This window comes from Lacrimispora xylanisolvens (genome assembly GCF_002934545.1).
Lineage (GTDB): Bacteria > Bacillota > Clostridia > Lachnospirales > Lachnospiraceae > Lacrimispora > Lacrimispora xylanisolvens.
The window spans coordinates 1-14731 of sequence record NZ_PTJA01000024.1; the positions used below are offsets into that span (position 1 = coordinate 1).

The window sequence follows — 14731 nt, forward strand, 5'->3', positions numbered from 1 at the left end:
CTTTTCTCATCGTTCACTGATGTGTTTTGGAAGAAGTTTGCCGCCGTTTTCAGCGGCGAGGTATATCATACCAAAGCTTTCGACAAAAGTCAACAGTTTTTCTGATATTAATTTAATTTTTTTCCACGGGTACAGAACGGACCGTTTTTAACTGGTAAAACGCCATTACCAGCTGATTTCTTCTATAATAAAATAACCGGTAATGGTATTTTTGCGGAACACCCTATTGCATTAACTGATCTGAAACACTTCGGAATGAAATTTACTGTAATACCGGCCGTCTATTGCAGTAAACTTCAGTACGCAGTAGTCAGGATCATGAACCCCCTGGGGATAATAAATAGTATCTCCTTCCTGCCATATCATCTGCCTGCTGGTCTCGTCTTCCAAAACTTCCATGGTGCCTCTAAGCATTACACCACGATAAAAACGCTTGTCACAAAAATAGATGCATGCATTTTGGTTTTCTCTGTATTGTCCCACTCGCATGGAAGAGGTATTTGTTGTAAAATAAAAGATTCTTATTCCCTCTCTCTTTCTGGGCGCAAGCATTGCCTTTGTATTGGGAAATCCCATACCGTCCACTGAGCTGATAAAAGAAACATTTTGCTTATCAATCAGGTTACCAATTGTTTTTTCTGCATTTAACATTTCACCCACCTCCTTGTAGTATTAAGATAACCCACTTTTAACATATAGTAAATTACCCACTTTTTTGTAAGTAGTGTCAATCTATAAATCCCTTTTCAATCAGAACATCTTTCATTCCATTTTCCAGCATCAGTTCAATGCCTACTTTTTGCATAATTGTGATCGCCTGCAGTAGTTCACGTCCACGGTCCGTTAACGAATATTCTACTTTCAGGGGATAACCGGCAAAAGTCTGCTTTGAAATGATACCGAATGAGATCAACTCTTTTAATTGCTCTAAAAGCATTTTCTGTGTAATTTTTTTAATACCATGTTCCAGTTGAGACAGGGATAAGGGCTCTTTTCCCAGTAATAGGCTTCCATTTCCCCCGTGTGATATCGTGGGTAAGTTCCAACGGACAAGTATACTCTTCACGTACAATCAAACTGGTACCTCCTTAAATTTTCTATCTATAATTATCTCATAAGATGGGAAATGAAAAAAGCCCCAAACCGAATTATTACTGTAATCCAGTCTGGAGCTTTACACAATCTTATCGTTTCTCTGTATGAATTGGATCCACTGTTCTTCTACTCTTCTTAGGCATTTCCCAAATCCATTCGATCAAGGAGTACCACCCCATACGGTTCCAGGCAGATTGTGTCCTTAACACGCTGACCACTGAACATCTCCTTATAATTACCATCAACAGCTGTCACCACTGGATATGCATTGTGATTCAGAATGAATAAAGCATTATTTTTACCATCTGACACCTCTACTGTTTCAATGCCTTTTATTGCGTATAAATGAACTGGCAGCCCGGCTGCTTTTCCCAGGTATTTAGTCAGTCTGACCATCCCCTCTTCATCTAAGTCGCACCCCAGATAATACGCTTTGCCCTCCCCAAAGGCATTGCGCGTAAAACAGGTCTCCCCGCTGTAAAAATCATCAATATATATTCCAAGACTTTCTGCTGTGTCGGGCGTTATGATATCGCACCAGAGGCTGGCCTTCCCTTCACCAAATACAGTGGATACCCTGGTCTGTTTCTGAAGCTGGGGATCGTAATCGTGTACCCTGGTACCTGTCAGCTCTTTTAATGAGCCGGGAACAGTATCCATAAGCATATTATTATAACTGTCTTTTATCCCGCTTCGGAAGGTGATCAGCAAATTGCCGCCCTGTCTGACGTACTCCGTTATATTTTCTGTTTCTTTTTCATTCAGCATTACCAGCGCAGGCGCCAGAACAAGGGAATAATCCTTTAGATCTTCATCCGGTCTGACAAAATCCACTGCCAGTCCCATTTCATAAAATGGCTTGTAAAAGCAATTCAACAGCTTGTCATAATCAAAGCCCTCCACATGTCTGTGTATGGAATGGCTCCACTCACAGTCAAATGATTTAATAATGGCTACTCTTGCTTTTGGCTGTAAAGCTCCGTAAATTCTGGTTAAACGCTCCATCTCATTTCCCACTCTGGAAATCTCCTCCAGTCTGCGGTTTGGTTTTCCATCATGATTTAGTATTCCGTGCCAGTTTTCTTCTGTACCGAACGGACAGGCTCTCCACCGGAAATAAACAACCGTATCCGCACCATTTGCAACAGACTGATAGGTCCACAGCCTGAGTTTCCCCGGAGTCGGAGTGGGGCCCATTTTACTCCAGCCACAAGGTCCGCTCTGTTCTTCCATGACCCAGTATGGCTGTTTTTTATAACTTCTCATCAGAGTATGATCCTTTGATACACCTGCTGCCTCAGCAATCCCCCATTGAAACTCAATATAATTGTCATAGCTGACAAAATCCAGCTTCTCAGACATTTTATAATAATCAATACCGGTTCCTGAATTAATTGATGCATCTAACATATTCGTAGTGATGGGCTTGCTGCTGTATACTCGAATGGCCTGCACCGTTTCATCCATAAAACTGATTACTGAATCACTGGAGAATCGATAGTAATCCAGCAGTAATCCTGGATTCTGTCCCTGTGTATCATGGCAGGTATCATAGCAGGCTCCTGCTTTAGGAATAATCACCTCATCAAAGCTGTTATAAATCTGACTCCAGAATACAGTTCCGTATTTCTTATTCAGACAATCAATGGATCCATATTTGTTTTTCAGCCAGATACGGAATTTTTCTTCGCATTTGATACAGTAACATCTGGTGGTATTGGCCCAGCCCAGCTCATTGTCTGCCTGCCATGCCTCTAAAGCAGGGTGGTTTCCGTAACGGGAAGCGATCTGTCCCACCATTTTTCTGGTTTTTTCCCGGTATAAACCGCTGTTAAAACAGTAATGCTTTCTTGTTCCAAATATTTTCGGATTACCGTGAATGTCTTCCTGATAGATTTCTGGATATTTATCTGCCATCCATTTCGGAGGCGTTGCAGACGGAGTGCATAAAACTACTTTGATTCCATATTGGTGGAAGAAATCCAGAACTTCATCCATCCAGGAGAAATCGTACCGGTTCTCTTCCGGCTCATAGAGGCTCCAGGCAAATTCCCCTACACGAATCAGTTTTATATTTGCTTCAACCATCATCTGTGCATCTGTTTTCCATCTGTCCCTGTCCCAATGCTCCGGGTAATAATCTGCTCCAATCCTCATAGTTTCATCTCCTAATGTAAAAAAAGCTTGTTATCAAAACCGGAATGATATCTGATGCAGTGCTTCTTTACAGCTGCAATTTCCAATATAAGCAATGTAGCCGATGTTCTCTTCCACAAACTCATCCGTTTTCTCATCAAAGTAAGACATGGAATTCTTTGTAAAAGACAGACTCACCTGTTTTATTTCCCCGGGATTTAAGTTTACTCTTTTGAAATCTCTTAAAACCTTAACCGGACGGTCCACTGCGCTGCCTTCCCAGCCCCCATAGAGCTGCAGAACCTCAGCGCCTGCAACATCACCGGTGTTTTTTATATTGACGGTCACTTTTGCCGTATCATGGAAAACCTCTATCCTTGGCTCTTCTATTTCAAAGGTTGTATAGGAAAGTCCGTATCCAAATGGGTAGAGTACCTTCCGGTCTTCTTTTTCCATTTTACAGTAACCATGGTAATATTCATATTCCGCATACGTGCAGTCAGGATCAAAGAAGGGATAATCATCCTCTGACATTGCCACGGTATAAGGAAGCTTTCCTCCCGGGCATGCATCACCAAACAGAATATCTGCCAGTGCATTTCCGCCTTCCATTCCGCTGTAAAAAGAGAATAATACAGCCGGAGCATCGGCCTCCCATTCATCGATCAGTATGGCACTGCTCCCCACAATGGAAACTACCGTATTTTTACAGATTCCCTTAATACCTCTGATTAAATCAATATCTCTCTGGTGCAGCCGCATGGATTGTCTGTCTCCGCCCATATCGGCGATATCGCTTCTGTCTGCCAGAAACTCACCTTCGTCACTGTGAATATATCCGGCTATGATTACGACTGCATCCGCATCTGCTGCCAGTTCTCTGGCCCGTTCTAAATCTGAGCCGTCGTTATATAACACTTGGGCAGTGGGCATTTTTTTCATAATTCCCTTAAGTGGAGTTACGGTATAGCTGGGGTGAACTCTGCTGGAACCGTGATCTCCGATATTTTCCGTATCACCCAGCACTCCCAGAACCAGTATTTTATCCGTTTTCTTCTTATTAAACGGAAGCACTCTGCCATCATTTTTAAGTAGTACCATAGACTCTTCGGCCGCCCGCCTGGCAATCTCAATATGTTCTTTGCACCCAAGGACATCCTCAGTATACTCCATTGGATCTTTTCTCGTTTCATAATAGAATATGGTTCTTAGAATATAGCCCACTGCCTCATCAAGATCTTCCATTCCGATTCTTCCTTCTTCCAGAGCCTTAGGAAGTTCATCATGATAATGGCAGAAACATGGCATTTCTATATTCATTCCGGCTTTCACAGCCTTCACTCCGTCCTTGACCGCCCAGAGAAAATCAGACAGGGTAAAACCCTCAAATCCCCATTTATCCCTTAAAATATCCCGAAGCAGTAATTTACTTTCTGAGGCCTGTTCTCCATATACTTTGTTATAAGCACCCATGACGGAAGCCGCGCCTTCCTCGATACACCGTTTAAAATGGGGCAGATAAACTTCATGCAGCGTTCTTTTATCCGCATAAACATCCGCTTTAAAACGAGCATTTTCAATACTGTTCATGGCGAAATGCTTGATACAGGCCATGACATTCTGACTCTGGACACCTCTTGTCAGTGCGGCTCCCATTTCACCCATATGATAGGGATCCTCTCCGTAACATTCCTGGGCACGTCCCCATCTTGGATTTCTTGGCAGGTTGATACATACACCTCCATAGTAATTTCCACCCTGTGCCCGGATTTCTGCACCAATAGCTGTGCCGATCTCTTCCTCCAGCTCGGGATCAAAGGTTGCTCCCCTGGCCATGGATACCGGAAAGCAGGTAGCAGTTCCAGCTACAACTCCTCTGGGGCCATCTACGAAACGAACATTTGGAATTCCCAGTCTTTCTACGGCCATAGTTGGATAAGGCTTTATATTATAGTGTTCTATCAAAAACAGGTCATCCAAAAGTTTCTGCTCCGTAACCTGACCTGACATGATTCCCACCTTCTCCTCTACGGAAAGCTTTGGTATCAGTTCTTCCACAAATAACTGTATTGTCTGTTTGCTGCAGTTTTCAGTCAGCTTTGTTTTCTTTACTGTCTCCCGCATAATGATATCTCCTTTTTTATTTTCTCCTTGCATATTTTCTCATATCAATAACAACAGCAAGGGCGATAATTAAACCTTTCACAATATACTGCCAATACATATTAACGCCAATAAATGCCAGACCATAATTAATTACTGTAAATATAAGTACTCCGATAACGATGCCCCCAATACTGCCAATACCACCTGACATGGATACTCCGCCTACCACACAGGCTGCAATTGCATCCATTTCATACCCGTTACCGGTTGTATTGGAAGCACTGCCGATTCTTCCTACCTCAAGGACTGCTGCAACGGCATATAAAACGGCAGCCGCTGAATAAACAATAATCTGAGTGCGGATTACATTAACACCGGATACCTTAGCAGCTTCTGGATTGCCTCCTACTGCATACATGTATTTTCCAAATCTTGTTTTATTCCATATCACCCACATCAGGATACAGATTGCAATTGCAATCAGAATCAGATAAGGGATCTCAATCTTACCCAGCTTAAAGAAGCCGGTTGCGATTCCAATGATATTTTTTGACAATCCGCCGATTGGCTGCGCTCCATAAGGAGGTCTGTCAAAATAAATGGATGAGGCTCCATATAAAATCAGCTGCATTGCAAGAGTTGCAATAATCGGAGGCACTTTTAATACTGCAATTGCAGTTCCGGTTATTGCTCCCAAGATAGCACAAATAACGATTACCAGCAGGATCGGAACAATAAGCGGAAGCTCACTTAAACCCGGATACATCCGGTATGCATAGCCCGCCTGCTGCATCAGGGATGCTGATATGACTGCTGCCAGACCAATCATTCGCCCGGTTGACAAATCGCAGCCCCGGACAATTAAAACCATACCTGCTGCCAAGGCAATGATGATTCTTGTAGCAGACTGGGCGAAAATATTTTTAAAGTTGGTGAAAGATAAAAACTTCGGTTCAATGATAACTACAGTGATAAATAAAGCAATTAATACAATGTAGATCACTTTTTCCACCAGTAATTCTTTCAGCATTGTTTTTTCATGAAATATGTTTTTTAATCGGTTCATAGATACCCTCCAACTTGCCATCCATTCACGTAGTATTAAATATATTTTGCAGATGCTTCCATAATCTGAACCTGGGTAACCTCTTTTGCATCAAATATTCCTGCCTGCCGTCCGTTGCTCATGACAAGAATGCGATCACATATTCCCAGAAGCTCGGGCATTTCTGAACTGACTACAATCATTCCTTTTCCCTGGGCTGCCAGTTGATTCATCAATTGGTAAATTTCATATTTAGCGCCTACATCAATTCCCCTTGTAGGTTCATCAAGGAGCAGTACATCCGGATTGGTAAGCAGCCATCTGCCAAGAATTACCTTCTGCTGATTTCCGCCAGATAAGTTGCCGATCTTTGTTTTTGCAGATGGTGCTTTTACATTCATGGTTTTCATCATACTGCTCACCCTGTCTTTCATCAACGAATCACTGAGCAGAATGTGCTTTGAGTACTGGTCCAGATTGGTAATTGTCATATTAAAAGAAATACTTAAATCGGAAAAGATTCCGTCTTCCCTTCGTTCCTCCGTCAGCATGGCAAATCCATTTTTCATTGCTTTTATGGGAGTGCTGTTAACAATCTGTTTTCCGCTTAAGAAAACCTGTCCTTCTCCTTTTGCGCGGATCCCAAAGAGAGTCTCCAATACTTCCGTTCTCTTTGAACCAACCAGTCCTGATATTCCCAGTATCTCGCCTCTGTGGAGTTCAAAATCAACCTCCCGGAATGCAGGGGTAAGGGAGGAAAGCTTTTGAACTTTCAGCAAAATGTCTCCAGGTTTTGTATTTTTTTGCGGGTAGCGTTCCTTTAGTTCTCTTCCTACCATCATTTTAATGATGCTGTCCGTTGTAAGCTCTGTTGCAGGCTCTGTTGCAATCCATTTTCCATCACGCATAATTGTGATATCATCGGATATCCGTTTTATCTCCTCCATCTTATGAGAGATATAAATAAAGCTGGTATTTTCTTTCTTTAATTTTTCAATGATCTGAAATAAATGGTCAACTTCATTTTCAGTGAGTGATGACGTGGGTTCATCCATTACAATTACTTTCGCGTCATAAGAAACTGCCTTTGCTATTTCAATCATCTGCCTGTTTGAAACAGTTAATGCACCCGCCTTTATTCTTGGATCCACATCAATACCCAGACTGTCAAAAATCTGTTTTGTATCCTCATACATCTTTTTATGATCAACCAGACAGCCTTTCATGGGATAGCGGCCAAGCCAGACATTTTCCATAACACTTCTGTCCAGAACCTGATTCAACTCCTGATGAACCATGGATACATGATTTTCCAGTGCCTGGGCCGGATTTTCAAAGCTGATTTTACTGCCCTCCAGAAAAATTTCACCCGCGCTCAGTGAATAGATACCAAAGAGACATTTCATTAAAGTGGATTTACCAGCTCCATTTTCACCTAATAAGGAGTGAACTGTTCCCGGTCTTACTTTTAAAGTTACATCGTCAAGAGCCTTAACTCCCGGGAAGCTTTTTGTGATATTTCTCATTTCCAGTATAAACTCGCCCGCCACCTTATCTCCTCCTTCAAAATAGGACTGCTGCAAATGTCAGCTGCTTTTGCAGCAATCCGTTTCTGTCATTATTCGGCATAGGTTGATTTTGCCACATCCAGATTTTCCTTTGTTATGGCCTGGTAGGGTACTCGTACTGCCTGAGCACCGGCTTCCATCTTTAAGTCAATTCCTGTCATTACATCTTTTCCGCCTGCCAGGTTCCCAGCCATACCCACAATGGTTTTACCCTGTGTTTTGGCATCCTGTAATACAGAACCAATTACTTCACCGCTTTCTATCTTATTTAACATTTCAGGCAAAGCATCAATACCGATAATGGGAATGTATTTCTCGCTCTCCATTCCTTTTGTATTAAATCCGGCTGTCTGAATGGATTGAAGGGCGCCCAGAGCCATGGCATCATTTCCGCAGATAACAGCCTCGATCTGATCACCGTATTTGGAAATCCAGGCATCCATCTTGTCCTTTGCTTTTGCTGTATCCCACATGCCCGTATCTTCTTCCAACAATTCAATGGGTATTCCCGCATCTGTAATGGTTTTCTTAGCAAAATCTGCTCTTGGCTGAGCTGCCGTATGTCCGGGATCCCCCATCAGATCAACCAGCTGAAGTTTTCCATCCCCGTTTTTATCCATTTTGGGATTTGCTTTCCAGTAATCCACGATCATCTGTCCTTCGATGGAAGCACCATAATCGCCGCCTGTTGAGGTTACCTGATATGCTTTATCATACGATGCAATCACTGACTGATCGGTTATTTCTTTATTAAAGAAAATAATGGGAACATTTCCGGCAGCCTTGCATTTCTCAATCAATGTGGGGGCTGCAGTTACATCTACCACAGAAACAGCGATTACCTTGGCTCCCTTTGCCAGCATGGTATCAACCTGGTTATTTTGTGTCGACTGATCATTTTGCCCATCTTCTATATTGGTTGTAAATACTCCGTTACAGGCGTTTTTAATTGCCTTACCAATATAGGAATTAAAGTTGTCAGAAGATGAATAGATGCCTGCCCCCAGAATCGGCAATTCCCCTTTTGACGAATTCTCAGCTTTTCCAGCTGTTGTTCCAGCTGTGCCGGCATCCCCTGTCCCCGGTGAAGAGCTGGTTGAACAGCCTGCCACCATAGACACTGCAAGGATCGCTGCCATGAAAACACCACTCATTTTTCTTTTCATAAATACCTCCATTCTGCCGCTATGCGGCACCCCAATCCATATCTTTTTATTTATATTGCACAATAACAATATCATTCCAAAAGGATTCAAACAACATTTCATCTTTAGATTAGGGGGGTCTGTTTTTAGAAGATGATTTTTATATAAAAAAAGAAACAGAAAATGTGTCATTTTGTATATTATGCACATTTCCTATTTCTTATATAAGGTCTGGTAAACCTCATTTTCATCAATCATTTTTCCATTTTTCAAATATATGATATCTCCGTCCACCCGATAAAGTTCAGAATAATTAGGGGTCAAGATGATAATGGAGATTCCCCGTGACTTCAGTTTGGAGATCATCTCTACCGTAATTTCCTGGAGATGAATATCTGTTTCAGTAAATGGTTTGATACAGATTACAACTTTAGGAGCATACAGATACCATTTATAATAGGCAATTTTCTGCAATGTGGAAGGTTCAAGCCGGCGAAGCCTGACCCGTGCAATATCTTCTACGTTAAATGACTCTGTCAGCTGACCCACACTCTTTACAAACCTGTTTTTAAACCAGAAAAATGGAACTTTTCTGGATAAAGCCATAGCAAGGTTATCCCTTACGCTCATATTATAAAACAGCATATTGTCATAAGGTGACTCTTCAATAAAACAGATTCCCATATTGACCGCTTCGATAATGTGATTAGCAGAGTATTCCAGTCCGTTTAAGGCTATCTTTCCTGAAACAGGTTTTTTCTCCCCTTTTAGTAAAGCGATAAAATTTAAAATGCTTTCATCGTCCATATAATAAATTTTGAGCACTTCTCCCACTTCTATCTCTAAATTAATATCCTGTAAGATATCGGTACAGACATTCTCAAATTTTAAAACAGGTTCTCTCTCCTCATCCTCTTCCATATCAAAGCAATCTGCACCTGCCATTGATTTAGTATTCTGATTTAATAATGAAGAATATAACTGCTCGCGGTTAACAGTTGCAGAGTCAAAGACGGCAGCAGTTCTGCCCTGACGTACGACCACCACTTCATCCGTCCAGTCAAACAGTATATTTTCAAATTGTTCCACAAGAATAAAAGTCATTCCCTGTTTCTGCATCTGCTTTATAAACTCAAAAATATCACTCAATTCGTTTTTTTTAAGAAAGCCTGTCATGTATGAAAGGACTATTATCTTCTTCTGTTCTGCATAAGCCTTTAATAATTCAATCATAACTCTCTCTTTTACCGTAACATCTCTGACTTTCTTCTGTGTTTCCAGCTTCAGCCTAAAAATTTGAATGAGCCTTTTTAAATCGCTTAAATATTTCCTCCTTTGAATCAGCATTTCCCTTCCGGTAAATAAAAAAACATTTTCCTCTATAGAAAGATTTTCAATCAGTTTACTTTCCTTTTCAATAAATGTGACACTGTTCTTAAGGTACTTACCTGCTTCCAGAGGATCGGATCTGTTATCTTCAATATAAATCTTCCCCTCGCTAAGAAACAGATTCCCTTTCATGAATTCCTGTAAAAATCTCCGTTCCATAATACTGTCAAAAATAAAACCAATCATCTGCTTTTTATAAATGCGAAGATTTAAGTCAGTAAAAACAGGAATTCCATTTTCTTCAATGCGGCCGTTTTCAATGGTAATGTATTCTTCCTTCATAGAAAAATTCACTCTCTTTCCTGACAACTGGAAGTATGATGGAGACTTCGGTCCCCACCCCAGTAAGACTATAAACATGAATGCCGTAATCTTCTCCAAACAATAACTTAATTCTGCGGCATACGTTATTCAGGGCAATCCCTCCCTTTTTACTTTTGTTTTCTTCAGAGAAAGAAGGCATTGTTGTATGCTCCAGTCCGTAATTAATTTCAGCAAGAGTTTTATCGTCTATCCCTACACCATTGTCCTTAATACGGATTAGCACGTTACGTTCTGTCAGCTCCATGCCAATTCGGATCTCACCGCCTTCCGATTTTCGTTCCAGTCCGTGGTAGATCGCATTTTCAATAATGGGCTGCAGGGTCAGTTTGGGAATAAGCAGCATGCAGATATCAGGGTCATTTTCCACAAATTCATATATTATATCCAGTTTCTCCCCAAAACGGTATTTTTGTATTTTAAAATAATTATCTACATTATCCAGCTCATCTTCTATTGTGACCAGACTTCCTGTATCAGTAATTGTATAACGGAAAAAAGTCGCCAGTGCCTCTGTAATATTGGCAATTGAATCCATTCCAAGGCTAAGGGCATCCCCGCGGATCGCTTCAAGGGTGTTATATAAAAAATGGGGATTGATCTGGTTTTGTAAAGCTAAAAATTCGGACTGCCTTTTTGTTTTCCTTGTATTACGCTGGCTTACCAGTATCTTATCATACCGATTAAGTACTTCTTCCATTCCCGGAAAAACAAATCCGGCTCTGTCCATAAACTCTCTGTAAATCTGTCCATTGTTAAACTTTTTAAACAATCCTGCAAAGTCCAGATAAGGGTGGATAATCCAGCTTCTTAAAACCATAGCAAGTCCCAAAGCAAATAAAAAGAGGATTATGGTCATTATGATTTTTGCAAATTGCCCCATTGATTTCTGACTGCACAAAATGACAAGCCATATTATCACATTAATAAAAAGAAGCATTGTCATGACCGTAAGCAGTATCACGGATCTTTGTGCAAATGTTATTTTTTCTTTTTTCAATGATTCTATACACTCCATTCTCAGCCATATAGCTTACGAAATTCCGATGGATTCAGCCCGGTTTTCTTTTTAAATAATTTCGAAAAATACTTAAGATCTGTATAACCTACGTCTGCTGCGATATCCCCAATATCTTTATTGGTCTGAATCAACAGATATTTTGCGTTCTGAATCCGGACTTTCATGATATACTCCATAAAATTTTCACCAGTTTCCTTTTTAAATAAAGCGGAAAAATAGGCCGGATTAAAACCCGTAAGACTGCTGACATTCTCCAGAGTAATTTCTTTATTATAATTTTCATTGATATACTGTTTCGCCTGCCGCATGGGCTTACTGTCCTGAATCCGTTTCTCAGCAGTAAATTTATCGAATTCATCACTGATATGCTGTTTTAACCACTGAAAAATATCCGGTACAGTTAAAAATGAATTGAACTTCTTCTGATACCAGGTAAGATCGGGAAATTGGTAAGGGCTCATATAATTCTTAACTCCATATAGTAACAGGCTTACAATCTCATTATAATACTGATATATAAACTGACTATCCTTTGTTTCCTCCAATACCTTCCAAAGTTCCGTCAATTCACTGAGTATTCCATCAATATCCAGCACTTCAAAATAGGACAGGATTCTGTTTCTGACCTGTGTATCAATCACATCAAAAACTTCTTTTCCAGATTGGGAATTTTCTTTAAATTCAATAATACATTCTCCGTTTCTAATCAGGCGGTCCATCACAGCGGTCTGAGCCTGCTGTAAAATCTGGTGCATATTAGAAAGGCTGTCAGCAACCTGTCCGATACCAATCACAATTTTGACATTTGAAAATATATCCTGCAGATTTGAAATCTCAATGCGTATTTTGTTTAACTGCTTTTTCACTGCGGTAAGAGTAGGATCCTCTGTATTAATAAGACACAGTACCTGCCCCTCCCATGCCATAGTCACCACTTCTTCACAACATACCTCCAGCTTCTCTTTGGCTGTACACAAAATTTTTGTTAAAAGCAGGGAAAGAACTTCTTTACTTTTGTCCTCTGGTTCCATAAACGGTTTTATAATCAATATGGTATAATATCCCGTTTCAAAATGGCAGCAGAACTCACGATTCAGTTCCTTTATACCAATCCCTGTTATTTTACTTTCCGGATCAACAAGAAGCTCCGCCAGCAGATTCTTCTTGACTTTTTCTTCCGAGGTGTGGAGCATGATCTTTAATTCATTTTTTTCCAAACTGTCTGATAGTTTTAAAGCATGCTTTTCAATAATTTTAGTCAGCGTATTAACTAATTCCTTACTCTTAATTGGTTTTAGAAGATAATTTTCCACTCCGTACTGGATTGCACTTTTCGCATATTCAAACTGACTGTAACCACTGATAATAATAAAATATGTCTCTGGTAATAGTTCCTTTGTCATCCTTATTAAATCAATTCCATCATAATTTGGCATGCGTATATCAGTTACAACAATATCCGGCTTCAAATTACATATTGCGTCATAAGCCTTTTTCCCATCATTGATAACTGCCACAATCTCCATCCCCATATCATTCCAGTTAACCAGATGAGTGAGTAGTTGGCATACTTTTTCCTCATCATCTGCAATAATTACTTTTAACAAAAAGTATCCTCCTCCCATTACACTTTCAAAGGCGCGTTTTATTTTTATTTTTTCATAGTAATCAGATCGTGTCAAGATATTTCCACATAAATAAGAGTTAAGAAAATGATATGATATTTTCAGGTATTTAAACATAAAAAAGCCAGAAATAAGTTTAAACTCATTTCTGGCTTATGATTATCCCGCTTTCATTTTTAAATTGATTCATTATTCCATTGAATCTTCACGATTTCAGGCTGCTTACTGTTATATCTTACTGTATGTACTGTTCGCGTACTGCTGTAAATACTTAATTTATAAGTATCGCCGCTTTTATCAGTAAATGCCAGATGACCGGAACCAGAAAAAAATCCATCAGGTCCCTGTGCGTCTACGCTAAGCACATAATCATAAATTCCAGGAGAACCAGTTAAAGTAATTCCATACACGCACCCATTGTCATTAAACCGAATGATGTCATATAAATTTGAAGAACCATTAATTGTTACTTCCGAATTTACTGTCATTCCATCTCTGCGTTCTGCACTTGAATTCTCACCAATTTTTGTAGCTGTAAAATCAGATATGGGATATGCCATAATAAAATCCTCCTTCTACTTACTTCTCTATCATTTAGAAAGCGACTCTGTCCTATTTCGCGGTAGAACAATTCACACCAATTTTAATGGGCTCCACCGAAAGCAAACGAAAATCTCCACCTTCCACAGGCAAAGCCTGATGCAAATAAACAGCAACCAGACTCCTCACAGGATTTAAGACTACTGGAGTACTCTCACAGATTATCATATAATTTTTTCCTGCCACAATCTGAGTTGCAGCATAAAGCAATGGCGTATAATTGACTCCAGTGATATGATTCATTACCTGAGCAAAACCTGCAGCCACCTCTTTGGGTAATTCACAGGGAGTGAATTCCTCTAATACCCAATTCCCTACTTCATTCATACTTCTACCCCTTTCATTTTTTATCTATTTCCGTTATAGTTCTCAGCTTACCTGTCATACTGCAACTCCAATAAAAAAGTAACCAGTTGGTCAGGGCCTGCCAATTGATTACATTATAATTTTTTTTACTTTGATATGGGGCATTATGGCATAAGAAGCAAATATTAATCTTATAACGCTGTCAGAATCAACAAACGGTTATAACCTTGTAAATAACTTTTCAGAGAATAACAAAAAAGCCGGAGTCCTCATGAAAAGAAGACTTCCGGCAAATAAAAAAAGCGCGAGACGGGACTCGAACCCGCGACCCCGACCTTGGCAAGGTCGTACTCCACCAACTGAGCCACTCGCGC

Annotated in this window: 11 protein-coding genes, 1 tRNA gene and 1 pseudogene; all 13 read right to left on the reverse strand. The window is 40.3% G+C overall.

Going from position 1 to position 14731, the window contains the following annotated elements; translation table 11 throughout:
- Window positions 1-231: 231 nt before the first annotated feature.
- Window positions 232-651, reverse strand: a complete 420-nt coding sequence (locus BXY41_RS26335; protein WP_104439853.1) for a pyridoxamine 5'-phosphate oxidase family protein — start codon at window positions 649-651, stop codon at window positions 232-234.
- 76 nt (window positions 652-727) lie between these two features.
- Window positions 728-1076: pseudogene (locus tag BXY41_RS26340) on the reverse strand (winged helix-turn-helix transcriptional regulator).
- Between the two features lie 154 nt (window positions 1077-1230).
- Entirely contained in the window at window positions 1231-3252 is a 2022-nt protein-coding gene (locus BXY41_RS26345) for a beta-galactosidase (RefSeq protein WP_104439854.1), read from the reverse strand.
- Window positions 3253-3285: 33 nt separating this feature from the next.
- On the reverse strand, window positions 3286-5355 hold the full coding sequence (locus tag BXY41_RS26350; RefSeq protein ID WP_104439862.1) for a beta-glucosidase family protein: 2070 nt from the start codon (window positions 5353-5355) through the stop codon (window positions 3286-3288).
- Between the two features lie 16 nt (window positions 5356-5371).
- Entirely contained in the window at window positions 5372-6403 is a 1032-nt protein-coding gene (mglC, locus tag BXY41_RS26355; RefSeq protein ID WP_104439855.1) for a galactose/methyl galactoside ABC transporter permease MglC, read from the reverse strand.
- Between the two features lie 35 nt (window positions 6404-6438).
- Window positions 6439-7908, reverse strand: a complete 1470-nt coding sequence (locus BXY41_RS26360; RefSeq protein ID WP_104439863.1) for a sugar ABC transporter ATP-binding protein — start codon at window positions 7906-7908, stop codon at window positions 6439-6441.
- A 92-nt stretch (window positions 7909-8000) separates the two neighbouring features.
- Window positions 8001-9116, reverse strand: coding sequence for a galactose ABC transporter substrate-binding protein (locus BXY41_RS26365; RefSeq protein WP_170072611.1), 1116 nt, complete (start codon window positions 9114-9116; stop codon window positions 8001-8003).
- A gap of 192 nt (window positions 9117-9308) precedes the next feature.
- Window positions 9309-10766, reverse strand: coding sequence for a sugar ABC transporter ATP-binding protein (locus BXY41_RS26370; RefSeq protein ID WP_104439857.1), 1458 nt, complete (start codon window positions 10764-10766; stop codon window positions 9309-9311).
- Window positions 10741-11805 (reverse strand): sensor histidine kinase, encoded by a 1065-nt coding sequence (locus BXY41_RS26375; RefSeq protein ID WP_242980424.1) that lies wholly within the window; start codon window positions 11803-11805, stop codon window positions 10741-10743. The genes BXY41_RS26370 and BXY41_RS26375 overlap by 26 nt, the downstream gene beginning before the upstream one ends.
- 20 nt (window positions 11806-11825) lie before the next feature.
- Complete coding sequence (locus BXY41_RS26380) at window positions 11826-13433, reverse strand: response regulator (protein WP_170072613.1); 1608 nt, start codon at window positions 13431-13433, stop codon at window positions 11826-11828.
- A gap of 194 nt (window positions 13434-13627) precedes the next feature.
- Window positions 13628-14011, reverse strand: coding sequence for a hypothetical protein (locus tag BXY41_RS26385; RefSeq protein ID WP_104439859.1), 384 nt, complete (start codon window positions 14009-14011; stop codon window positions 13628-13630).
- A gap of 52 nt (window positions 14012-14063) precedes the next feature.
- A complete protein-coding gene (locus BXY41_RS26390; protein ID WP_104439860.1) occupies window positions 14064-14378 on the reverse strand; it encodes a hypothetical protein in 315 nt (104 codons plus the stop codon).
- A 280-nt stretch (window positions 14379-14658) separates the two neighbouring features.
- Window positions 14659-14731, reverse strand: a tRNA-Gly gene (locus tag BXY41_RS26395).